Source organism: Pseudarthrobacter sp. 1G09, from assembly GCF_050038305.1.
GTDB classification, from domain to species: domain Bacteria; phylum Actinomycetota; class Actinomycetes; order Actinomycetales; family Micrococcaceae; genus Arthrobacter; species Arthrobacter equi.
This window is the reverse complement of the sequence record NZ_CP188306.1, coordinates 1684507-1706265: the sequence shown is the minus strand read 5'-3', so window position 1 is coordinate 1706265 and position 21759 is coordinate 1684507. Positions and strand designations below refer to the sequence as shown.

Genomic DNA, 21759 nt, shown 5'->3' with positions numbered 1-21759 from the left:
ATCAGCTGTTGCGGACGGCGTTGACCACGTAGTCAACGGCCTTGTCCACCGCGACGTTCTCGGCCTCTCCAGTGCGGCGGTCCTTAATCTCCACGACGCCGTCCACCAGCCCGCGGCCCACGGCCAGTATGGTGGGCACGCCCAACAGTTCGGCGTCACCGAACTTCACGCCCGGGGACACCTTGAAGCGGTCGTCGTAAATGACGTCGAGCCCGGCGGCTTCGAGGCCCTCGGACAGCTGCTCAGCGGCGGCGAAAATGTCCTCGCCCTTGCCCACCGCGACCACGTGGACGTCGGCAGGTGCCACGGCGCGGGGCCAGGTGAGGCCCTTGGCATCGTGGTTGGCCTCGGCCAGGGCAGCCACCGCACGGGTGACGCCGACGCCGTAGGAACCCATGGTGACCGTGACCTGCTTGCCGTTCTGGTCCAGCACCTTGAGGTCCAGGGCTGCGGCATACTTGCGGCCGAGCTGGAAGATGTGGCCCATTTCGATGCCCCGTGCCGTTTCCAGGGGGCCGGAACCGTCCGGTGCGGGGTCGCCGGCGCGGACCTCGGTGCACTCGATGACGCCGTCCCAGGTGAAGTCGCGGCCGGCAACGAGGCCGAAGACGTGCTTGCCGGACTCGTTGGCGCCGGTGATCCAGCTGGTGCCGCTGACAACCCGCGGATCCACCAGGTACAGCAGCTTGGTGGTTCCTTCGGAGCCCAGGAGCGGTGCGTCCAGCGACAGGCCGGGGCCCAGGTAGCCCTTGACGATCAGGGGCTGCTTCTTGAGGTCCTCTTCGCCGGCCTGCTCGAGTCCGATCTCGCCGGCCATCGGCAGGAACGCGCCGATGTTGGCCTCAACGCGCTTCAGGTCCACGCCGCGGTCGCCGGGAAGGCCGATGACCACCAGCTGGCGTTCACCGGTGGGCAGCGTGACGGCGAGGACAACGTTCTTCAGCGTGTCAGCGGCAGTCCAGGCGCCGCCGTCGGCCTCTGCCCGGGGCGCGATCTGGTTGGACGCGTTGACCAGGGTCTCAATGGTGGGTGTGTCCGGTGTGTCCAGGACCCGCGCGGCAGGCGCATCCGTGAAGTCGATGTCCGCGGGCACCACGGTGGTGACGGCTTCGACGTTGGCTGCGTAGCCTGCGGCAGACCGGACGAAGGTGTCTTCGCCGATTTCCGTGGGGAACAGGAACTCCTCGCTCCGGGAGCCGCCCATGGCGCCGGCGGTGGCTGCCACGGGGACAACCTCGAGGCCGAGCCGCGCGAAGATCTTGAGGTAGGCGGACCGGTGGGCCGCGTAGCTGGCGTCCAGGCCGGCGTCGTCCACGTCGAAAGAGTAGGAATCCTTCATAATGAACTCGCGGCCGCGGAGGAGGCCTGCCCGGGGACGTGCCTCGTCGCGGTACTTGTTCTGGATCTGGTACAGGCTGAGGGGCAGGTCCTTGTAGGAGGAATACAGGTCCTTCACGAGGAGGGTGAACATCTCCTCGTGCGTGGGGGCCAGGAGGTAGTCGGCGCCCTTGCGGTCCTGCAGCCGGAACAGCCCCTCGCCGTATTCGGTCCAGCGGTTGGTCGCCTCGTAGGGTTCACGCGGCAGCAGGGCCGGGAAGTGGACTTCCTGGGCACCGATGGCGGTCATTTCCTCACGGATGACCTGCTCCACCTTGCGGAGTACGCTCAGTCCCAGCGGCAGCCAGGTGTAGATCCCGGGAGCCGCGCGGCGGATGTAGCCGGCGCGGACCAGCAGTTTGTGGCTGGCCACCTCTGCATCGACGGGATCTTCACGCAGGGTGCGCAGGAAAAGCTGGGACATTCTAAGGACCACGGGTGGTATCCGTTTCTGGAAAAGTGCTGGATCAGCAGGGCCGGACAAATTCGTCTGCATACTAATCTACCGGCACAGCACCACTCGCCCGGAAACAGTAGAGCCACGCCCGATTGCAAAGCCCCTGGCCCCCCAATAGGGCTGGTCATTGCATCCGGGCGTGGCTCAACGCCGTTATCGCCTTATTACAGGTGAGGACTGGTGAGACCGCCCACTCCACTCAGCGCAGCTAGATCGAACCTATGTGATGGTGGGCACGTTGACAAGTATTTTCTTCCGTGGAGGCCTATTGACCCGCCGCTTCAGGGCATGAAGCCGGCGTCAGGACATGACAGGACGCCGCCGGAGCACGGCGTGGCTCCGCACGAGCGGGTGGAACCTCCACCGGCAGGGAACTCCATGGCCCCCCTGCGGCGGGGACGCCGTGGCGGCAGCACTGCATCCCGGGAGCACATCCTGGAAACGGCACGCCGGATGTTCGCCGAGCACGGCTTCGAGGGAACGAGCCTCCGCCAGGTTGCACGGGCCTCGGGCGTGGACCCCGCCATGGTGCACCACTTCTTCAGGGGCAAGGACGAACTCTTTGCCCTCTGCGTGGAACTCCCCGCGGACCCCGGGCAGGTGCTTGCCGGCGTCGCGGACACCGATCCGCGGCAACGCGGAGAGTTGCTGGTCCGCGCGGTGCTCCGCCTCTGGGAGGGCCCGGCCCAGCCCGGCCTGCTGGCCTTCCTGCGGGGAACTCTGGGGTCAAAGGCAAAGACGGCAATGCTGCGTGACGTGGTGGCACGCACCATCATCAGCAGGGCGATGGCCGGCATCCCTGGGACAGCCGATGAAGTTGCCCTCCGCGGGAGCCTGGTGGCTACGCAGATGGTTGGGCTGATGATGGTGAGGTACGTGGTCCGCCTGGAGCCGCTGGCCTCCGCTGCCCCCGAAGATGTGGTCCGGTCAGTCGCCCCGAATGTGCAGCAGTACCTGACCGGGACGCTGTCCTGACCGGGGTGCCTGCGTGATGCGGGCGGCCTACTTGATGAGGGCTGCCGCAGAATCCAGCAGCGAACCTGCCTGCTCCTGGGCATCCGCACCGTCTGTTGCGCCGGATGCGACGGCGGTCAGCACCACGCCGTGGTGGACAGCCTGGGCGGTGGTAACCGACTGGACCTGGCCGTTGGGCAGCGTCGTTTCGGTGCGGAACGCGGTAGTTTCCTTAACCCCGCTGACGCCGTCGATGCGTGTGATGGCAACCGCCACCTTGACGTCCGCCACCGTCATGACCATGTTCGAGCACTTCTCCAGCTGCTCCGAGGGGTCGGAAACCTTCGCCAGCACGGCCTGGTCCAGTCCCGACATCAGGGAAAGGGCGGTGACCATACCGGAGGAGGCGTCCGTGCTGAGGCCCATGGCAATTGCCGCTCCGTCCAGCGACGGTACCGTGCTGGAGGCCGCAAGTTCCTTGCATGCCGCCGGTTCAACCTCTATGGAGGACATCATGTCCTTTGACTGCTGCAACGTGGTGGCCAGCTGGTCACCGGGGACCGGTGTCAGCCGGCGGTCTGCCGAGTCCCGCACCTCGCGGACAACTCCGGCCAGCTCCTCGCTGGTGTACACCTTGTCCGGCGTAGGGGTGGGCGAGGGAGTGGCGGTTTCCGGCGATGTTCCGGCTGACGCGGAGCTCCCCGCCGACGCAGCGTCTCCCCCGGGCGCTGAGGTGCCCCCGCAGGCTGAAACACCGATAACGAGAACCGCAGAAACCGCGAACGTACCCAGCACAGAAGTCTTCAATTTTCCCCCAAGTCCAAATGCTGCCCTGCGTCGGGCCGCTAGAAGAGAACTGTAGCGAACGTGCCCACCTGGCGGAAGCCGACACGTTCATAGGTGGATCTGGCCCTGACGTTGAAGCCGTTGACGTAAAGGCTGGTCAGCGGCGCGATCTTCTGCGCCTGCTCCACGACGGCGGACATGTAGCCGGAGCTCAGCCCCTTCCCGCGGTACAGCGGATTCATCCAGACCCCCTGGACCTGGGTGACCTCGGAGGTGACGGCGCCGAGTTCGGCTTTGAAGACGACTTCCTTGGCTTCGTTGAGGTGGACCAGCGAATAGCCCTGCCGGATCAGGCCTTCCACCCGGCGGCTGTAGAACTCCCGGCCGCCCAGGAACGGCGAGTAGCCCACTTCTTCTTCGAACATCGCGGCGCAGGCGGGCAGGATGCGCTCGAAGTCTGCCAGGTCGCCCAGCCCCAAGCCCGGGTTGGGCGGAACGTCGGCCGGCCCGTCGATCACCATCAGGGGCTGGTCCGGGCGGATTTCGTGGGCGCGGTGGCCCAGTTCAGCGAGTTCCCCGTGAAGGGCCAGCACCGCATCTGCGGGCCCGAAAGCCGACGCGTAGCGCCGGCCGGAGCGGTTGGCGGCTTCGGCCACGAGCGGCGCGAAGGCCGGGTCAAGCTGGATGGGGACCAGGTTGGCGCCCGCCCAGCAGGCACCTGCCAGGGCGCCGTCGTCGAAAACTCCGACGATGCCGGCACCGCCGCTGGTGGGAGCGGCAGTGCCGGCAGTGCGTAAATGCGCGAGGATGAACACGTTGGCCACACGGTCCTGCTCAGCCAGGTGCCTGAGCGCGGCGGTGTCGCCGCCGTCCAGGGTGCGGACGGATATCCCCGGCGGGTCCGGCTCGTCCTTACGAGACGCTAACCACGGGGCCACCTTTGACAGCATCTTCGCCATCGGCCTCCCCCATCTCTTCCGCGATACGCATGGCCTCTTCGATCAGTGTCTCAACAATCTGGCTCTCCGGCACAGTCTTGATGACTTCACCCTTCACAAAGATCTGTCCCTTGCCGTTGCCGGAAGCCACGCCGAGGTCGGCTTCGCGTGCTTCGCCCGGCCCGTTGACCACGCAGCCCATGACGGCGACGCGCAGCGGGATCTCCATGCCTTCCAGGCCGGCTGTAACCTGCTCCGCGAGTGTGTAAACGTCCACCTGCGCGCGTCCGCAGGACGGGCAGGACACGATTTCGAGCTTGCGGGGCCGCAGGTTCAGCGACTGCAGGATCTGGTTGCCCACCTTGATTTCCTCAACGGGCGGGGCCGAGAGTGAGACGCGGATGGTGTCGCCGATGCCACGGGAGAGCAGTGCGCCGAAGGCCGTGGCGGACTTGATGGTTCCCTGGAACGCCGGACCGGCCTCGGTCACGCCAAGGTGGAGGGGCCAGTCGCCCTTTTCGGCGAGCATCTCGTAGGCGGCCACCATGATCACGGGGTCGTTGTGCTTGACCGAGATCTTGAAGTCGTGGAAGCCGTGCTCTTCGAACAGGGAGGCTTCCCAGACGGCTGATTCAACCAGGGCCTCGGGGGTGGCCTTGCCGTACTTCTTGAGGATTCCCGGTTCCAGCGAGCCGGCGTTGACGCCGATGCGGATGGAGGTTCCGTGGTCCCGGGCGGCCGCGGCAATTTCCTTGACCTGGTCATCGAATTTGCGGATGTTGCCGGGGTTGACCCGGACGGCCGCGCAGCCGGCTTCGATGGCAGCGAAGACGTACTTGGGCTGGAAGTGGATGTCCGCGATGACCGGAATCTGGGACTTGCGGGCAATGATGGGCAATGCTTCGGCGTCATCGGCCGACGGGCATGCAACGCGCACGATGTCGCAGCCTGAGGCGGTCAGTTCCGCGATCTGCTGCAGTGTGGCGTTGATGTCGGTGGTGGGCGTGGTGGTCATCGACTGCACGCTGATGGGGGAATCCGAGCCGACTCCCACCGAACCGACTTTGATCTGGCGCGTCTTGCGGCGCGGGGCAAGGACGGGCGGCGGTGCTGCGGGCATTCCCAGGCTGACCGAGGTCACGTGGACTCCTAGAGGTGAAGGGGAAACGGCTTAGGCTGCGAGGCCGGCGAGCATGCCGGTCACGGGTGACCATTCGGTGACGCGGATGCCGGCAATAACTCCGGCAGCGGCGAAAGGATCCTGCTTGAGGACCGAGTTCAGGGATGCTTCGTTGTCCGCTTTGAAGATCAGCAGCGCGCCGGCGCCGTCTCCATAGGGTCCGCTGGCAAGGATCACGCCGTCCTCGGCCAGGCCGCCGGTCCATTCGCGGTGGGCGGGCCGTGCCTCATTGCGGGCTTCGGTGGAATCGGCGGCGTAAACATACTCAACGGCAAAAACTGTCATAGCGCTACCCTATCGCTCCGCCGGCCTAGGCCAGGAAAATCACCTTCACGGCGGCCGCTATCCCTGCGGCCCACAGCATGGACGCCAGGGTGCCGATGATGAACCGCTCGGCGGCCACGGGGGTTTCCCTGAGTTCGGCGAACCGGCCGAGCCCCTTGATGGCGACGATGTACGCGATGGCAACGGGCTGGCCCGCCAGGATGGCCAGGCAGACGCCGAGGCGCTCCAGGACCCCGATGATGGCACCGCCGCGGAGGATCCGCTGGACGGGTGCGGCGGGAACGTCCGACGCCGGCTGGCCAGTCTGCGCCGTCAGCTCACCGTTGACAGCCTGGCCGGCGTTGTCCGGGGCCGGGACGTCCACCGTGACGTCGGCCGAGGGATCCTCTGCAGTGTCACGAGCCTTGGTTGCTGCGTCCGCCTTGTCGTCGATCGTCCGGGCCAGCCGGAAGACGAGGGCGGTGACGGGCCAGCCACCAAAACCTGCCGCCAGCAGTGCAGAAGCAATCCACAATGCGGTCACCGGTCTCCTTTGGTATGGGCAAGGGCGTAATCCAGGAGCATTGCTGCTGCCGGCCTGGCGGCCCATTCTTCCTGCCAACCGGAACGAAGGACGGCGCGGCTCACCGACTGCTCCGTAATTCCCAGTTCCCGGGCCACGGGTTTCTGGCTGCCATGCCTGCCCCCTCCGCCCGCTGCCCGCAGCCGATCAACCACCCGCCACTGCGCCTCCGTCCGTTGTTGGACCAGGCGTCCTATGAGGCGCAGGACGGCCTGGGCATTCGCTGCGGCACTTATGGCAGCACTCGCTGCATCGGTTGTGGCATTCGGTTCGGCGTTCGTTCCAGCAATGGCTCCGTTGTTTGTCCCGACGGGCTCTTCCCGGGAATTCCTGGGCGGGCCTTTGACACTGTCCATGGTGCCCGCCACCACTGACAACGGAACGTGGCCGGCCGCACCCTTGGCGATTTCCACTGCGGCGCGGGCCGCCACGAAGCCGCTTCCGGTCCCTTCACGCGGGCTCCGGCCAGGCCCGAGGCGGACGTCGCCGATGCCAATACCGACGTACCAGTGCCCGCTCCGCAAGGCGTGCAGTGCAATGTCCACCACGTCCCGGGCGTCGCCCACGGTGCCCTGGAGTTCGTCGCCGACGGAGCGTTCGAAGTGCGCACCGGTGAGGCTGTGGAGTTCCGCGATCAGGTGGGGCACGCGGTCAACGTCGGAGGTGCTGCCCCGCTGGTCGATGGTGAGTACGTACATGCCTCAACCGTAATCGGGTGATACCCGATAATCAATCATAAACAGCTGATTATCTAGTATCAGCTATATTTAGCTGATTATCCGAAGTAAGCCGCTGGAAGCTGCAAACTCTCTCCGCGGGGTGCCCGTCAGCCGAAGAGGTTCACGGGTTTGACGATGTCGGCGTAGATCAGCAGCGCACTCATGCCCATCAGCAGGGCGGCCACCACGTACGTCACCGGGAGCAGCTTGGCGATGTCGAAGGCGCCGGGGTCCGGCTTCCCGAAGAGCTTCGCTACCTGGCGCCGTGCGCCCTCGTACAGCGCGCCGGCCACATGGCCGCCGTCGAGCGGCAGCAGCGGGACCAGGTTGAAGACGGCCAGGGCGAAGTTCAGTCCGGCGAGCAGCCCCACCAGGGTGGCCACGCGGGACTGCAGCGGAATCTCCTCCATGGCGGCTACCTCGCCGGCTACCCGCCCCACGCCCACCACGCTGATGGGTCCGTTGGGATCGCGCGGTTCCTCGCTGAAGGCGGCCTTCGCCACGCCCACCACGCGGGCCGGGAGGTTAAAGATCACTCCTGCCACCTGCCGGATGTTCTCCCCCGCCATGGGCAGGACGGACGACGCCGGCTGCGGCACCAGTTCGGTCTGCGAACCGATGCCGAGGAAGCCCACGTCCTGGTAGCGCAGGGTGCCCGACGCGTCGGTTTCCTGCCGGCCGTCGACGCCGATGATGGGCCGGGCGGAGAGGACGGGGGTGACAGTGGTGGACACCGAAGACCCGCCGCGCTCAACCGTGATGGCCACTTCCCGGCCTGCTGAGGTCCGGATCCATTCGGTCAGCTGGTCCCAGCTGGTGACTTCTTTTCCGTCGAAGGACGTGACGGTGTCATTGGGCTGGAGCCCGGCCGCGGCCGCCGGGGTCAGCTGGCAGTCGGCAGAATCCGGGTCCACGGTTTCGCCGGCGGCAACCTGGCATTTTGAGACATCCGAGATGGTGGTGGTTGCCGTGGCCGTGCCGAAACCCATGAGGAGGATGGCCATGAGGAGGACGCCGAGGATCATGTTCATGGCGGGCCCGCCCAGCATGACGATGACTTTCTTCCATACCGGAAGGCGGTAGAACACGCGTTTTTCGTCGCCGGGTCCCACTTCCTCATGCGCCATGGACCTGGCCTCGGTGGCCAGCGTCTGGAACATCCCGGTGCTGGAGGGCCGGACGGAGCCGTCCTCCTTGTTGGGCGGGTACATGCCGATCATGGACACGTAGCCGCCCAGCGGGATGGCCTTCACACCGTATTCGGTTTCTCCCTTCCGCCTGGACCACAGGGTGGGACCGAAACCGATCATGTACTTGGTGACGCGCACCTTGAAGAGCTTGGCGGGTACCAGGTGACCTACTTCGTGCAGCGCGATGGACGCGGCGATGCCGATGGCTACGAAGACGACGCCGAGGATGAAAAGAAGAACGGGGGTCATGGAGGTGCTGCTGCTTCCCTAGAGACTGCTGACTGCTAAACGTTCGTGGGCGCGGGCCCGTGCCCAGCTCTCAGCATCCAGCACGGATTCCACCGTCAGCCGTGAGGAACCTGAGTGTTCGCTGAGGACCGCATCCACGGTGTCCACGATGTCCGTGAAGCGGATCCGCCCGGCGTGGAAGGCCGTGACGGCTTCCTCGTTGGCGGCGTTGAAGACTGCGGGGAAGGTGCTCCCCTGCTTCGCCGCGTCCTTGGCAAGGTCCACGGCGGGAAAGGCTGCTGCGTCAAGCGGCTCAAAGGTCCAGGTGGCGGCCTTGGTCCAGTCGCACGGCGCGGCCGCGTTGGGCACCCGGTCCGGCCACCCCATCCCCAGCGCGATGGGCAGCCGCATGTCCGGCGGGGAGGCCTGCGCAATGGTGGAGCCGTCCACGAACTGCACCATGGAGTGCACTACGGACTGGGGATGGACCACCACGTCGATCCGGTCCAGCGGAATGTCGAACAGCAGGTGTGCTTCGATGACTTCGAGCCCCTTGTTGACCAGGGTGGCGGAGTTGGTGGTAACCATCAGCCCCATGTCCCAGGTGGGGTGGGCGAGGGCTTCCTGTGGGGTGACCCCGTGCAGTTCTTCCCGGCTCCGGCCGCGGAAGGGCCCGCCGGAGGCGGTGAGGACCAGCTTGTCCACTTCCGCTGCGCTGCCCGAGCGCAGGCATTGGGCGATGGCGGAGTGTTCGGAGTCCACGGGAACGATCTGCCCGTCGCGCGCAGCTGCCTTGACCAGCGAGCCGCCGACGATCAGCGATTCCTTGTTTGCCAGCGCCAGCGTGGCGCCGGACTTCAGCGCGGCAAGGGTGGGTGCAAGGCCGATGGACCCGGTGATGCCGTTGAGCACCACATCGGCTTCAAGCTCTGCGATGCGCGTGGAGGCATCCGGTCCGGCGATGATCTCCGGGCGGTAGGCGCCCCGGCCCGCTGCGGCGGCTGCTTCGTCGATCAGCACGGCAAGCTCGCGGGCGTTCCCGGCGGCGATACCGATGGCCGCCGCACCCGTGTGGACGGCCTGCCGGGCCAGGAGGGCGAGGTTGCCGCCCCCGGCGCTCAGTGCCACGACCTCGAAAAGATGCGGGGCGCCGTCGACGACGTCAATCGCCTGGGTGCCGATGGAACCGGTGGATCCGAGGATGGCGATTCTGCGTGGCTGCATGGTTCAAGTATCCCGCACCAATGCGGTCCGGTGCGCCGCGGCGTGCACGACTTGACCCCGCCGCGGCCGGGCGTAACGTGGATTTCGTGGACTGGCTTTCCTGGTTCGATGCGGCGGACTACGAGTTCGCCCGGCAGGTGCTGCAGCGGGGAGTGGCCGCGCTGTTCTTCGTGGCGTTCCTGTCCTCGCTCAACCAGTTCCCGGCGCTGCTGGGTGAGCGCGGGCTGCTTCCGGTGCCCGCCTACCTGTCCGGCTTCAGCCGGCTGCGCCGGCCCACGCTGTTCCGTTGGCGCTATTCGGATGGCCTCCTGCGGGGCGTCTGCGTAATCGGGCTGGTGGTTTCGGCCCTCCTGGTAGCAGGAATTCCGCAGCTGGGACCGCAATGGGTGCCGCTGATCGCCTTCCTGGCACTGTGGCTGCTGTACATGTCGATCGTGAACGTGGGACAGACGTTTTACGGCTTCGGCTGGGAGATGCTGCTGCTGGAGGCGGGCTTCACCGTGGCCTTCCTGGGTTCGGACCAGACCGATCCGCCGCGCACCATCCTGATCCTGGTGGCGTGGCTGGTGTTCCGGCTCGAGTTCGGTGCAGGGATGATCAAAATCCGCGGCGGCCGCGAGTGGCGGGACCTCACTGCCCTCTACTACCACCACGAAACCCAGCCCATGCCGGGGCCGCTCAGCCGGCAGGCGCACCTGCTGCCCAAGCCGCTCCACCGGATGGAAGTGGTGGGCAACCACTTCGCCCAGCTGGTGGTGCCGTTCCTCCTGTTCGCGCCACAGCCCGTCGCCAGCGCGGCAGCGGCCATCATCATTGCCACCCAGCTCTGGCTGGTGGCGTCCGGGAACTTCGCCTGGCTGAACTGGATCGCCATTGTGCTGGCGTTCGCCGCCGTCAGTGACCCCGTGGCGCACGCGGTCCTGCCGGTGATCCCGCTGGACTGGCACGGGGAGGCCGGCCGTGAAACGCCGCTGTGGTGGCTGGCTGTCACGCTGGCGGCTACGGCCCTGCTGCTGGCCCTGAGCTACCAGCCGCTGCGCAACCTGTTCTCGCGACGGCAGTTGATGAACGCGAGTTTCAACCGCTGGCAGCTGGTCAACGCCTACGGTGCCTTCGGAACTGTGACCCGGGAACGCATTGAGATCGTGGTGGCAGGAACCCTCGACGATGCGCCTGACGGCTCCTCCGACTGGCGTGAATACGGGTTCAAGGGCAAGCCCGGCGACCTTCGCCGGATACCCCGCCAGTGGGCGCCGTACCACCTGCGGCTGGACTGGCTGATGTGGTTCCTGCCGCTGCGGACCGTGCACGAGGAATGGTTCTATGCCTTCCTCGGCAAGCTGCTGGAAGCGGACCGGACCACCCTGCGGCTGCTCCGGCATGACCCGTTCGACGGCGGGGCGCCGCGCTGGGTGCGCGTCCGCCGGTACCACTACCGGTTCGCCACCCGGGCGGAGTTCCGGGCGTCCGGGAACCGTTGGATGCGAACGTTCCTCTCCGAGCCGATCCCGCCACTGTCACTGCGGCGCTCGCAGGGGCGGCAGGGCTAGCAGTACAACCGGCCCGCAAGTTCGCAGGACGCAGGACGCTCAGGTTTTTTGGCCGGCCCGCCGAAGGATGGATTCGGCGTGCTTGAGGATGGGCCCGTCGATCATTTTTCCGTGATGCCGGAAAACGCCCGAGCCGGCCTCCGCAGCAGCGTCCAGCAGCTCTGCGGCAGCGGCGACATCGGCGTCGGACGGCGCGTAGGCTTCCCGCACCACGGCGGCCTGCGTGGGGTGGATACACGCCTTGGAGCTGAATCCGGACGCGACGGCGTCGGCAGCTTCGGCGGCCAGGCCGTCAGTGTCCGGGATGTTGACGTACACCGCGTCAACCGCCTGCTTCCCGAACGCCCGGGCAGCTACCAGGACCGTTGACCGCGCGTGGAGGGCGACAGCCCGGTAGCCGCCGTCGTCCGTCCTGCTGGAGGTGCCGCCCAGGGTGGCAAGCAGGTCCTCGGCACCCCACATCAGCGCCACGACGTTGGGGGCAGCGGCAATCGCCGGAGCGTTCAGGACGCCCAGCGCCGTTTCGCACAGGGCCACCACCTGGTAGCCCGCCAGGGCTCTGAGCTGGTCCGCGCTTTCGGCTTTGGCCAGCATCACCGTCCTGTAGGGCGTGTGCGCCAGGCAGTGCAGGTCTTTTTCAAACTCTTCGGTGCCCGCGGGGTTGATCCTGACAATGGTGCGGCTGGGATCAAGCTCGGGTTCCTCGCCGGCGGAACCCACCTGGGCAAGGATGGCGCCGCGGGCGCGTTGTTTGTCCCCCGGCGCCACCGCGTCCTCGAGGTCAAGGATGACGGCGTCAGCGCGGGCGGCGGCTTTCCGGTACCGCTCTGGCCGGTCGGCGGGGCAGAAGAGGAGGGCAGGGCCCATCGCAAAGGTCATACAGCCATTCTCCGATGATTTTTCGTGCGGGGCTTATTTTCCGTGCTGCGTTTCAGCGTGCGCGGCGCGGGTCCACATCAGGCAACTGCGGGTGGCCAGTGCCACCACGGTGCCGTCCTGGTTCCGGCCGGTATGTTCCATTGTGACGATTCCCTGCCCCGGCCGGGAGCCCGAGGGCCGTTTGCCGCTGATGACCGTCTCCGTATAAAGCGTGTCCCCGTGGTACAGCGGGTGCGGGAAGGACACATCGGTCAGGCCCAGCTGCGCGATGATGGTCCCCTGGGTCAGCTGGGTGACGGACTGGCCCACCAGGGTGGCCAGCGTGAACATCGAGTTGACCAGTCGCTGGCCGAACGGTTGGGTGGCACTCCAGGCGGCGTCGAGGTGGAGGGCCTGGGTGTTCATGGTGAGGGTGGTGAACAGGACGTTGTCCGCTTCGGTCACGGTCCGGCCGGGCCGGTGGGCGTAGACCACTCCCTCTTCAAGTTCGTCGTAGTACAGCCCGCGCTGTTCAATAACCCGGGGATCCTCCGCCGTCATACCGTCAGTTCCCGGTCTTCTTCGAAAAGTTCCGCGCCAGTGGCGGCGATGACATCCTCCACGGAAACGTTCGGCGCCAGCTCCTGCAGGACCAGCCGGGAGCCGGAGTTGTCGCGGACCACGTCGATGACGGCCAGGTCGGTGATGATCCGGTCCACGCAGCCCTTTCCGGTCAGCGGCAGCGAACACTGCTGGACGATCTTGGGTTTGCCGTTCCGGTCCACGTGTTCCATCATCACGATCACCCGTTTGGCCCCGAACACCAGGTCCATGGCACCGCCCATGCCCTTGACCATCTTGCCCGGGATCATCCAGTTGGCGAGGTCCCCGTTGGCCGCAACCTCCATGGCACCCAGGACGGCAACATCCACATGGCCGCCCCGGATCATGCCGAAGGACGCCGCCGAATCGAAGAACGCAGCCCCCTTGTTGACCGTGACGGTCTCCTTGCCGGCGTTGATCAGGTCCGGATCGATGGCGTCTTCTGCCGGGTAGGGTCCGACGCCCAGGATGCCGTTTTCCGAGTGGAGCACCACTTCCACGCCGTCCGGAATGTAGTTGGGAATCAGCGTGGGCATGCCGATCCCGAGGTTCACGTATTGACCGTTATGGAGCTCCTTGGCCACCCGGGCCGCCAGCTCATTGCGCGTCCATCCCTTGCTGTCCGCCGGCGCCGTGGAACCGGCGGCTCCCGCGTGCGGCTGGGAAGCCGAGCGGCGGTACTCGTGGCGGACGGCTTCGGGCCGCGGCGCGTCGGGGCTGTTCGGGTCCGTGCCGGTGCTCTCCATGGTCACGCTCCTGCCTCCCGGCTGATGGCAACAGTCCGCTTTTCGATGCGTTTTTCGGCGTCAGGGGCCAGTACGACCCGCTGCACGAAGATTCCGGGGGTGTGGATGTGTTCGGGGTCCAGTTCACCGGGCTCCACGAGTTCCTCCACTTCGGCGATGGTGATCCTTCCGGCCATGGCGCAGAGCGGGTTGAAGTTCATGGCCGTGGCGTGGAATACCAGGTTGCCGTGCCGGTCGCCTTTCCAGGCGTGGACGAGGCCGAAATCGGGGGTGAGGGCTTCCTCCAGGACGTAGTCCACGCCGCCGAACGGGCGGACCTCCTTGGCGGCTGAGGCGACCGCTATGCCGCCGTCGGCATCGTATTTCTGCGGCAGGCCGCCGTCGGACACCTGGGTGCCGACCCCCGCCTTGGTGTAGAAGGCGGGGATGCCCGCGCCGCCGGCACGGAGCTTCTCGGCCAGGGTGCCCTGAGGGGTCAGCACCACTTCCAGTTCACCGGCAAGGTACTGCCGGGCGAACTCCTTGTTCTCGCCCACGTAGGAGCTGATGGTGCGCCGGATCCTGCCGTCGCGGAGCAGGATACCCAGCCCCCAGTCGTCCACCCCGCAGTTGTTGCTGACGGTTTCCAGCCCGGACGTGCCGGCCCGATGCAGGGCATCAATGAGGGTGACAGGTATGCCGCAGAGGCCGAACCCGCCTACGGCCAGCGAGGAGCCGTCCGGAATGTCCGCCACAGCCTCGTCGGCGCTTGCAACAACCTTGTCAATCATCATCGATCCTTTCAGGCCGGCTACAGTCCCGGGTGCGGCGAACCGGGCGCTACAGGCCCAGTTCGCGGGCGATCAGCATCAGCTGGACCTCCGTGGTGCCCTCCCCCACTTCAAGGATCTTGGAGTCGCGGTAGTGGCGTGCCACGGTGAACTCGTTGATGAAGCCATAGCCGCCGAATACCTGGGTGGCATCCCGCGCGTTGTCCATGGCCGCCTCGCCTGCGACCATCTTAGCGATGGCCGCCTGGGTCTTGAACGGCTTGCCGGCGAGCATCCTGGCGGCCGCGTCGTAGTAGGCGAGGCGTGCCGTGTGGGCCCTCGCCTCCATGCGGGCGATCTTGAACGAGATTGCCTGGTACTTGCCGATTTCGTGGCCGAACGCCTTGCGTTCCCTGGCGTACCGGACCGACAGGTCAACGCAGCCCTGGGCAGCTCCGGTGGCGAGGGCGGCGATGGCGATGCGGCCCTCATCCAGGATAGACAGGAAGTTGGCGTAGCCCCGGCCTTCCTCGCCCAGCAGGTTCGCTTCCGGGACCCGCACGTCCTTCAGCGTCAGAGGGTGGGTGTCCGATGCGTTCCAACCCACCTTGTTGTACGCCTTTTCAGCCTTGAAGCCGGGTGTGTCGGTGGGCACCAGGAGGGTGGAGATCTCCTTCCGGACAGTGCCGTCCCCGCGCTCATGCTGCCCGGTGACCGCGGTGACGGTGACCAGCCTGGTGATGTCCGTCCCGGAGTTGGTGATGAACTCCTTGTTGCCGTTGATCACCCACTCGGTCCTGTCCCCGACGGTCTCCCGGTGCGCGTGCGTCTTGGTGCCGCCGGCGTCCGAACCTGCTTCGGGTTCGGTCAGGCCGAAGCCGGCGAGCGCCTGTCCCGAGGCCAGCTGGGGCAGCCATTGCAGCTTCTGTTCTTCGGTTCCGAACCGGTAGACCGGCATGGCGCCGAGGGAAACGCCTGCTTCCAGGGTGATGGCGACGGACTGGTCCACCCGGCCCAGCTGTTCCAGGGCCAGGGCTAGGGCGAAGTAGTCTCCGCCCATTCCGCCGTACTCTTCCGGGAAGGGCAGGCCGAAGAGGCCCATGTCCGCCATCTGCTTGACCACTTCGTAGGGGAAGCTGTGTTCCTCGTCGTGCTTGGCCGACACCGGGGCCACCACATTGTCTGCGAAATCCCGGACGGTGTCGCTGAGGTCCTGATATTCCTCGCTGAGTTCAAAACCGGACATGTTACTGGGCTCCTTCGCCGTTGGTGGTCTCACCGTTCGTGCTGTTGTCCTGTGGCTGCTGTGCGGGATGGATGGTGGCGAGGACCTGGTCCGCCTTGACCAGGTCTCCGGGTTTGGCGGCCAGGTGCACGGTCCCGGCCAGCGGCGCCACCAGCTGGTGCTCCATCTTCATGGCTTCGACGGACGCAAGGACCTGGCCCGCCTCGACGGCGTCGCCGTCCTTGACCGGGACGGACACCACCGTGCCCGGCATCGGCGAGCGCACGGCGGGATCGGCGTCGCCTTCGTCCCGCTGGATGGCTGCCCGGACCCGTTCCAGCCGTGCCTCCCGGGTCAGGACCTCCAGCCGGCAGGACCAGCCCCCGCTGCCGAGGTAGATGTGCGCCGGGGCTTCCGGCGCGAAGTGGACCGGCGCCACGGAGTATTCGTGCACCGCGTCGTCGAGTGTCAGCTCCGCGCGGCCCGGCCCGGAAAAGCGCAGCCCGGCTGTGTGGCGCGTGCCGCCGTCGACCGTTACCCCTACCGGGCCGGACGCGGGGTCCCCGTAGACACCTATGGTGGCCACTCCGCCGTCGGGCGTTCCCAGGCTCACCCGGCGCGGTGCCGGTGCCCCCAGCCGCCAGCCGCTGCGTGCCTGCCACGGGCCTCCGTTGGAATTGCCGTCCCGGGTGGCGGACGCTGCAGTGACTGCCACGGAGGAGAGCGCCGCGGCCACGAGCTCGGCCTCCCCCACACGGCGGAACGCAAGGTCCGGCAGCTTGCGGGCGATCAGCCCTGTGTCGAGCCGGCCGGCCCGGACCTCGGGATCGTTGATCAGGAGGCGCAGGTATTCGACGTTGGTTTCAACACCCAGGGCTGTGTATCCAGCGAGCGCCTGGTCCAGCGTGTCGAGGGCGGCGGCCCGGTCCGCACCCCAGGCGATGACCTTGGACAGCATGGGATCGTAGCTGGAGGAGAGCTGGAGCCCTTCCACCAGGGACGAGTCCACCCGGATACGGCCGCCGGTGTCCCCTGGCATCTCGTCGAGCAGGTACACGGTTCCCGTGGACGGCAGGAAGTTCTTCTCCGGCACCTCGGCGTAGACGCGCGCCTCCACGGCGTGGCCGGAAAGTTCGACGTCGGCCTGCCGGACGGTGAGTTCCGCGCCGGCGGCGATGCGCACCTGCCATTCCACGAGGTCCGTTCCGGTGACCATTTCGGTGACGGGGTGCTCCACCTGGAGCCGGGTATTCATTTCCATGAAGAAGAACTCATCCGGCGCGTCATCGGAGACCAGGAATTCCACGGTGCCCGCGCCGGTGTAGTTGACGCTGCGCGCGGCGTTGCAGGCTGCTTCGCCGATGCGTGCCCGGACGTCGGCCCCGTGGGGCAGGCCCTCGAGCAGCGGCGACGGTGCCTCCTCGATCACTTTCTGGTGCCTGCGCTGCAGGGAGCATTCGCGTTCGCCCAGGTGGATGACGTTGCCGCGGTTGTCCGCCAGCACCTGCACTTCGATGTGGCGCGGGGTGGTGACCAGGCGTTCCAGGAACAGAGTGTCGTCGCCGAATGCGCTGGCGGCCACGCGCCGGGCGGTGGCAAGGACGGCCGGAAGGTCTTCGGGTTTCTCCACCACGTGCATGCCCTTGCCGCCACCTCCGGCGGACGGCTTGATCAGCAGGGGGAAGCCGACGGCGGGGGCTGCTTCGATCAGTTCCGCATCCGTCATGCCGGGCCTGGCAACGCCGGGTACCACCGGGACGCCGTAGCCGGCCACGTGGTTCTTCGAGCGGATCTTATCACCCATGATGTTGAGCGCTTCCACCCCGGGGCCCATGAAAGCGATCCCCGCAGCGTCAAGGGCACGGGCGAAGTCGGCATTTTCACTGAGGAACCCGTAGCCCGGGTGCACGGCTTCGGCGCCGGACTCCCGGCAAGCGGCAACGATGTTGCCGATGTTGAGGTAGCTTTCGGTGGCGGCGGCGGGGCCGATCCGCACGGCCGTGTCAGCCTCGCGCACATGCCGGGCGCCGGCGTCGGCATCGCTGTAGACGGCCACGGAGCGGATTCCCAGTGCACGCAGGGTTCGGATCACCCGGCAGGCAATCTCTCCACGGTTCGCCACCAGGACGGTGCCGAAGAGCGGCCAGCCGGACTCGGGGTTACCTGGGGTGGACGCGGTGGCTTTGGAGGTCAATGAAGGCGTGGTCATGTTCCGGCTCACATCCTGAAAAGGCCGAAGGAGGTTTCCGGCAGGGGCGTGCGGGAGACGACGTCCAGGGCAAGGCCCAGGACGGTCCGGGTGTCGGCGGGATCAATGACTGCGTCATCCCAGAGGCGGGCAGTGGAGTAGTAGGGGCTCCCCTGGTCCTCGTACTGCCGGCGGATGGGGGCTTTGAACTCTTCCTCGTCCTGCGCCGGCCAGTCTTCCCCCGCGGCCTCGTACTGGTCGCGTTTGACCGTGGCCAGCACGCTGGCGGCCTGGTTCCCGCCCATCACCGAAATCCTTGCCGCGGGCCACATCCAGAGGAACCGCGGGGAATAGGCGCGGCCGCACATGGAGTAGTTACCTGCGCCGAACGATCCGCCGATCACCACCGTCAGCTTGGGTACGCGGGCGGTGGCCACCGCCGTGACCATCTTGGCGCCGTTCTTGGCGATGCCGCCCTGCTCGGCGTCCCGGCCCACCATGAAGCCGGAAATGTTCTGCAGGAAGAGGAGTGGAAGCCCCCGCTGGTCGCACAGCTCGATGAAGTGTGCGCCCTTGAGTGAGGACTCGCTGAAGAGAACGCCGTTGTTGGCCACGATCCCCACCGGGTGCCCGTGGATCCTGGCGAAGCCGGTGACCAGGGTGGTGCCGTAGTCCTTCTTGAATTCATGGAACCTGCTGGCGTCCACCAGGCGGGCAATCACCTCACGGACGTCGTACGGGGCGTTGACGTCCACGGGGACGGCACCGTAGAGCTCACCGGCATCGACAACGGGTTCGACGGCGGGTTCCACCTGCCAGGCGGGCGCCCCGGCGGGCGGCAGGGTGGCCACGATGTCGCGCAGGATCTGCAACGCGTGTTCGTCATTGTCGGCCAGGTGGTCGGTCACACCGGAGATCCTGGAGTGCACGTCACCGCCGCCCAGGTCCTCGGCGGTGACGATCTCTCCGATCGCGGCCTTCACCAGGGGCGGCCCGCCCAGGAAGATGGTGCCCTGGTTCCGGACAATCACGGTTTCGTCGCTCATGGCCGGGACGTAGGCACCGCCGGCGGTGCAGGAGCCCATTACGGCGGCGAGCTGCGGGATCTTTGCCGCGGACAGGCGTGCCTGGTTGTAGAAGATCCGCCCGAAGTGGTCCTTGTCCGGAAAGACCTCGTCCTGCTTGGGCAGGAACGCTCCGCCCGAGTCCACCAGGTAGATGCACGGCAGGTGGTTTTCCAGGGCGATTTCCTGGGCGCGCAGGTGCTTTTTGACCGTCATGGGATAGTAGGTGCCGCCCTTGACGGTGGCGTCGTTGGAGATCACCAGCACCTGGCGGCCGTGCACCAATCCGATGCCGGCAATCACTCCAGCACCGGGCGCTTCATCGTTGTACATCCCGTTGGCGGCCAGGGGGGCTATCTCAAGGAACGGGCTGCCGTCATCCAGCAGCTGGTCGATGCGCTCCCGCGGCAGGAGCTTGCCCCTGGCCACGTGGCGCTCACGGGACTTCCGGGGGCCGCCCAGGGCGGCGTCCGCCATCCGCTTCCGGAGGTCCTCCACCAGTTGCAGCTGCGCGTCCCTGTTGGCGGCGAAAGCTCCGCTGGCGGGGTCCAGCCTGCTGGCAAGGGTCTCCATCGACGCTTCCTCTTCTCTCGGCGGGTCCTGTACCCGGATCCGGTAGCAAAATGCGGTTTGCATGGCCGCTAAACAATAGACTCGGTTAGTGCCCAGTAACTGAAATTCAGGTTAGTCTCTATTAACTGTGATGTCCAACACAGGCCGTTGCCTTGTTAGACTCTGCGGGTTTGAGGAGGAAATGTGCCCACAATCGATGAAGGCAACAGCGCCGGGGCGGATGCCCCCGCCGCCCGGCCCGCCGGGGCAACCCAGCGCAGCAAAGCCAAGGAAGACCGCCGCCAGGCACTGCTCGCCGCGGCCGCTTCCCTGTTCGCCGTCAACGGGTTCAAGAGTGTTTCCCTCGAAGACCTCGGTGCCGCGGCGGGAGTCAGCGGACCGGCCGTCTACCGGCACTTCCCGGGCAAGCAGGCCGTCCTGGCGGACCTGCTGGCCACCGTCAGCCGGGAGCTGCTGGACGGCGGGCGGAAGGTAGTGGCAGAGAACTCCGATCCCCGCTTGGCACTGCGCCGGCTCGTGGAGTTCCAGGTGGACTTCGCCCTCGGCAAACCCGAGGTGATCCGCGTGCAGGACCGCGACCTCAGCAACCTCTCCGAACAGGACCAGTCAGCCGTGCGGGCGCTGCAGCGGAGCTACGTGGAGGTGTGGGTGGATGTCCTGTCCAGGCTCCACCCCGGCACGGACGCCGCCGAGCTCCGGACCCGGGCGCACGCCACCTTCGGGCTGATCAACTCCACCCCGCACTCAGTCCGGAGCCACGGCCGCCGGATGGCAGCCGCGGCCCGGCCGCTGCTCGAGGAGATGGCGCTCGCCGCCCTGACGGTGGACAGCCCGCAAGCGCGCTGACGTCCGGGTTTCCGAGGGTCAGACCATCGTCAGGACCATTCCGGGTTCAGCCAGGATTGCTCCGACGTCGGCCAGGAACCGGGAGCCCTGCTCACCGTCCACCAGGCGGTGGTCGAAGGACAGGCTCAGGGTCATCACCTGGCGCAGGGCCACCTCACCGCGGTACTCCCAGGGCATGGACCGTACGGCTCCCAACGCCAGGATGGCGGCTTCGCCTGGGTTGAGGATGGGAGTACCGGCGTCGATGCCGAAAACGCCGATGTTGGTGATGGACATGGTCCCGCCGGACAGGTCGGCCGGCGCCGATTTCCCGGACCGCGCGGTGTCCGCCAGCAACGCCAGCGCCTCCGCCAGCTGCTCCAGGGTAAGCGAGTGTGCATCCTTAATGTTCGGCACCGTCAGCCCCCGCGGAGTGGCTGCGGCGATGCCCAGGTTCACATAGTTGAAGGTGACGATCTCCTGGTTCGCCTCGTCCCAGCGGGAGTTCAGCGACGGATGGCGGCGCAGGGCGATCAGCACGGCCTTGGCTGCGAGCGTCAGCGGCGTCAGCTTGAGGCCGGAGAACGCCCTGGTGCCCCGCAATTTCGCCAGCAGCTCCATGGTGGGGGTGACGTCCACGGTGAGGAACTCGGTGACGTGTGGAGCGGTGAAGGCACTGGAGACCATCGCGGCCGCCGTGTGCTTGCGGACGCCCTTGATGGGCGTCCGGGTTTCCCGCTCCCCCTCGCCCACGGCACGTACCTGGCCGGCTGGTGCGGCAGCCTGGCCGGCACTGCCCTGCCGCAGGAACTCCTGCACGTCATCCCGGGTGATCAGGCCTGCCGGGCCGGTGCCGGTAACCAGCGCCAGGTCAACACCATGGTCCCTGGCCAGCTTGCGCACCGGAGGCGTGGAGCGGGGCCGGTCACCTGAAGGTACGCCGGCCCTGGCTTCGATGACTCCGGTGTCCGCAGGCTCAACCACCGGCGGCTTGGATTCAGCAGGGACGGTTTCGGTCGCCTCGATCCGGACAGGCGCCGCATGTGCACTCACCGCCAGCGGCGGGAGGTTCCGAGGCCGGCGCGCGGGGCGGCCGGAGCTTTCGACGACGGCGCCGTACCCCACGAGGTTGGGTTCCCGTTTCGGCGCCGCCGGTTCCGCCCCCACCGCCGTTTGCCCGGCTGGCGTAGTGCCACGCGAAGGTGCGGCGTGCCCCGCCGGCGCCGGCCCGGCGTCGTCCGCTACCTCGAACGAGACGATGGGCTTGCCCACCTCAACAACGGTGCCGGGCTGCTCATGCAGTTCCCTGATGACGCCGGCGAAAGGGGACGGCAACTCCACCACCGCCTTGGCCGTCTCCACCTCGGCAATGACCTGGTTCAGGCTGACGGTGTCCCCCACGGCCACTTTCCAGCTGAGGATCTCTGACTCGGTGAGCCCTTCCCCGAGGTCGGGAAGCCGGAATTCCTTGATCATGG

Annotated in this window: 20 protein-coding genes; 3 read left to right on the top strand and 17 right to left on the bottom strand. The window is 67.0% G+C overall.

Annotated features, from left to right (window positions below; translation table 11 throughout):
* Position 1 precedes the first annotated feature (1 nt).
* Positions 2 to 1813 carry a proline--tRNA ligase gene (locus ACP3TD_RS07865; RefSeq protein ID WP_426766600.1) on the bottom strand — a complete coding sequence of 604 codons (1812 nt, stop codon included), beginning with the start codon at positions 1811 to 1813 and terminating at the stop codon, positions 2 to 4.
* A 399-nt stretch (positions 1814 to 2212) separates the two neighbouring features.
* Between ACP3TD_RS07865 and ACP3TD_RS07860 the strand changes: the two genes are divergently transcribed.
* Positions 2213 to 2809, top strand: coding sequence for a TetR family transcriptional regulator (locus tag ACP3TD_RS07860; protein WP_426766598.1), 597 nt, complete (start codon positions 2213 to 2215; stop codon positions 2807 to 2809).
* 27 nt (positions 2810 to 2836) lie between these two features.
* On the opposite strand, the gene ACP3TD_RS07855 is transcribed toward ACP3TD_RS07860, so the two are convergent.
* The 8 genes from ACP3TD_RS07855 to dxr all read right to left on the bottom strand — a co-directional run bounded on the left by ACP3TD_RS07855 (position 2837) and on the right by dxr (position 9900).
* Positions 2837 to 3595: a hypothetical protein gene (locus tag ACP3TD_RS07855; protein ID WP_426766597.1), complete on the bottom strand. Its 759-nt coding sequence runs from the start codon at positions 3593 to 3595 to the stop codon at positions 2837 to 2839.
* A 38-nt stretch (positions 3596 to 3633) separates the two neighbouring features.
* Complete coding sequence (locus ACP3TD_RS07850; RefSeq protein ID WP_426767163.1) at positions 3634 to 4524, bottom strand: GNAT family N-acetyltransferase; 891 nt, start codon at positions 4522 to 4524, stop codon at positions 3634 to 3636.
* Positions 4487 to 5653: a flavodoxin-dependent (E)-4-hydroxy-3-methylbut-2-enyl-diphosphate synthase gene (ispG, locus tag ACP3TD_RS07845; RefSeq protein WP_015936629.1), complete on the bottom strand. Its 1167-nt coding sequence runs from the start codon at positions 5651 to 5653 to the stop codon at positions 4487 to 4489. The genes ACP3TD_RS07850 and ispG overlap by 38 nt, the downstream gene beginning before the upstream one ends.
* Before the next feature lie 30 nt (positions 5654 to 5683).
* A complete protein-coding gene (locus ACP3TD_RS07840; protein WP_015936628.1) occupies positions 5684 to 5977 on the bottom strand; it encodes a YciI family protein in 294 nt (97 codons plus the stop codon).
* Positions 5978 to 6002: 25 nt separating this feature from the next.
* Positions 6003 to 6500: a hypothetical protein gene (locus ACP3TD_RS07835; protein WP_426766595.1), complete on the bottom strand. Its 498-nt coding sequence runs from the start codon at positions 6498 to 6500 to the stop codon at positions 6003 to 6005.
* Positions 6497 to 7237, bottom strand: coding sequence for a MarR family transcriptional regulator (locus tag ACP3TD_RS07830; RefSeq protein WP_426766594.1), 741 nt, complete (start codon positions 7235 to 7237; stop codon positions 6497 to 6499). Before ACP3TD_RS07830 ends, ACP3TD_RS07835 begins: the two co-directional genes overlap by 4 nt.
* Positions 7238 to 7365: 128 nt before the next feature.
* Positions 7366 to 8697, bottom strand: coding sequence for a M50 family metallopeptidase (locus tag ACP3TD_RS07825; protein ID WP_426766593.1), 1332 nt, complete (start codon positions 8695 to 8697; stop codon positions 7366 to 7368).
* A gap of 18 nt (positions 8698 to 8715) precedes the next feature.
* Positions 8716 to 9900 carry a 1-deoxy-D-xylulose-5-phosphate reductoisomerase gene (gene dxr / locus ACP3TD_RS07820; protein ID WP_426766591.1) on the bottom strand — a complete coding sequence of 395 codons (1185 nt, stop codon included), beginning with the start codon at positions 9898 to 9900 and terminating at the stop codon, positions 8716 to 8718.
* Positions 9901 to 9986: 86 nt separating this feature from the next.
* Here dxr and ACP3TD_RS07815 point away from each other — a divergent pair, with 86 nt between their 5' ends.
* Positions 9987 to 11450 (top strand): lipase maturation factor family protein, encoded by a 1464-nt coding sequence (locus tag ACP3TD_RS07815; protein WP_426766590.1) that lies wholly within the window; start codon positions 9987 to 9989, stop codon positions 11448 to 11450.
* Between the two features lie 39 nt (positions 11451 to 11489).
* On the opposite strand, the gene ACP3TD_RS07810 is transcribed toward ACP3TD_RS07815, so the two are convergent.
* From ACP3TD_RS07810 to ACP3TD_RS07780, 7 genes are read right to left on the bottom strand one after another with little or no spacing between them, the layout of a single operon-like run.
* Positions 11490 to 12329, bottom strand: coding sequence for an HpcH/HpaI aldolase/citrate lyase family protein (locus ACP3TD_RS07810; protein ID WP_426766588.1), 840 nt, complete (start codon positions 12327 to 12329; stop codon positions 11490 to 11492).
* 33 nt (positions 12330 to 12362) lie between these two features.
* Positions 12363 to 12869 carry a MaoC family dehydratase gene (locus ACP3TD_RS07805; protein WP_426766587.1) on the bottom strand — a complete coding sequence of 169 codons (507 nt, stop codon included), beginning with the start codon at positions 12867 to 12869 and terminating at the stop codon, positions 12363 to 12365.
* Positions 12866 to 13657, bottom strand: a complete 792-nt coding sequence (locus ACP3TD_RS07800) for a CoA transferase subunit B (protein ID WP_426767162.1) — start codon at positions 13655 to 13657, stop codon at positions 12866 to 12868. Before ACP3TD_RS07800 ends, ACP3TD_RS07805 begins: the two co-directional genes overlap by 4 nt.
* Positions 13658 to 13659: 2 nt before the next feature.
* Positions 13660 to 14427 carry a CoA transferase subunit A gene (locus ACP3TD_RS07795; RefSeq protein WP_426766585.1) on the bottom strand — a complete coding sequence of 256 codons (768 nt, stop codon included), beginning with the start codon at positions 14425 to 14427 and terminating at the stop codon, positions 13660 to 13662.
* 49 nt (positions 14428 to 14476) lie between these two features.
* Positions 14477 to 15652 (bottom strand): acyl-CoA dehydrogenase family protein, encoded by a 1176-nt coding sequence (locus ACP3TD_RS07790; RefSeq protein WP_426766584.1) that lies wholly within the window; start codon positions 15650 to 15652, stop codon positions 14477 to 14479.
* Between the two features lies 1 nt (position 15653).
* Entirely contained in the window at positions 15654 to 17840 is a 2187-nt protein-coding gene (locus ACP3TD_RS07785; protein WP_426766582.1) for a biotin carboxylase N-terminal domain-containing protein, read from the bottom strand.
* A gap of 8 nt (positions 17841 to 17848) precedes the next feature.
* Positions 17849 to 19456 (bottom strand): carboxyl transferase domain-containing protein, encoded by a 1608-nt coding sequence (locus ACP3TD_RS07780; protein ID WP_426766580.1) that lies wholly within the window; start codon positions 19454 to 19456, stop codon positions 17849 to 17851.
* A 183-nt stretch (positions 19457 to 19639) separates the two neighbouring features.
* Between ACP3TD_RS07780 and ACP3TD_RS07775 the strand changes: the two genes are divergently transcribed.
* A complete protein-coding gene (locus ACP3TD_RS07775; protein ID WP_426766579.1) occupies positions 19640 to 20302 on the top strand; it encodes a TetR/AcrR family transcriptional regulator in 663 nt (220 codons plus the stop codon).
* An 18-nt stretch (positions 20303 to 20320) separates the two neighbouring features.
* Here ACP3TD_RS07775 and ACP3TD_RS07770 read toward each other — a convergent pair whose 3' ends face one another.
* Positions 20321 to 21757 (bottom strand): dihydrolipoamide acetyltransferase family protein, encoded by a 1437-nt coding sequence (locus tag ACP3TD_RS07770; protein ID WP_426766577.1) that lies wholly within the window; start codon positions 21755 to 21757, stop codon positions 20321 to 20323.
* Positions 21758 to 21759 lie beyond the last annotated feature (2 nt).

Excerpts from the sequence above, each read along its gene's own strand:
- ACP3TD_RS07860 (WP_426766598.1), top strand. The coding sequence starts at position 2,213 with ATGGCCCCCCTGCGGCGGGGACGCCGTGGCGGCAGCACTGCATCCCGG.
- ACP3TD_RS07850 (WP_426767163.1), bottom strand. The coding sequence starts at position 4,524 with ATGCTGTCAAAGGTGGCCCCGTGGTTAGCGTCTCGTAAGGACGAGCCG.
- ACP3TD_RS07840 (WP_015936628.1), bottom strand. The coding sequence starts at position 5,977 with ATGACAGTTTTTGCCGTTGAGTATGTTTACGCCGCCGATTCCACCGAA.
- ACP3TD_RS07830 (WP_426766594.1), bottom strand. The coding sequence starts at position 7,237 with ATGTACGTACTCACCATCGACCAGCGGGGCAGCACCTCCGACGTTGAC.
- ACP3TD_RS07825 (WP_426766593.1), bottom strand. The coding sequence starts at position 8,697 with ATGACCCCCGTTCTTCTTTTCATCCTCGGCGTCGTCTTCGTAGCCATC.
- dxr (WP_426766591.1), bottom strand. The coding sequence starts at position 9,900 with ATGCAGCCACGCAGAATCGCCATCCTCGGATCCACCGGTTCCATCGGC.
- ACP3TD_RS07810 (WP_426766588.1), bottom strand. The coding sequence starts at position 12,329 with ATGACCTTTGCGATGGGCCCTGCCCTCCTCTTCTGCCCCGCCGACCGG.
- ACP3TD_RS07805 (WP_426766587.1), bottom strand. The coding sequence starts at position 12,869 with ATGACGGCGGAGGATCCCCGGGTTATTGAACAGCGCGGGCTGTACTAC.
- ACP3TD_RS07800 (WP_426767162.1), bottom strand. The coding sequence starts at position 13,657 with ATGGAGAGCACCGGCACGGACCCGAACAGCCCCGACGCGCCGCGGCCC.
- ACP3TD_RS07795 (WP_426766585.1), bottom strand. The coding sequence starts at position 14,427 with ATGATTGACAAGGTTGTTGCAAGCGCCGACGAGGCTGTGGCGGACATT.
- ACP3TD_RS07790 (WP_426766584.1), bottom strand. The coding sequence starts at position 15,652 with ATGTCCGGTTTTGAACTCAGCGAGGAATATCAGGACCTCAGCGACACC.
- ACP3TD_RS07785 (WP_426766582.1), bottom strand. The coding sequence starts at position 17,840 with ATGACCACGCCTTCATTGACCTCCAAAGCCACCGCGTCCACCCCAGGT.
- ACP3TD_RS07780 (WP_426766580.1), bottom strand. The coding sequence starts at position 19,456 with ATGGAGACCCTTGCCAGCAGGCTGGACCCCGCCAGCGGAGCTTTCGCC.
- ACP3TD_RS07770 (WP_426766577.1), bottom strand. The coding sequence starts at position 21,757 with ATGATCAAGGAATTCCGGCTTCCCGACCTCGGGGAAGGGCTCACCGAG.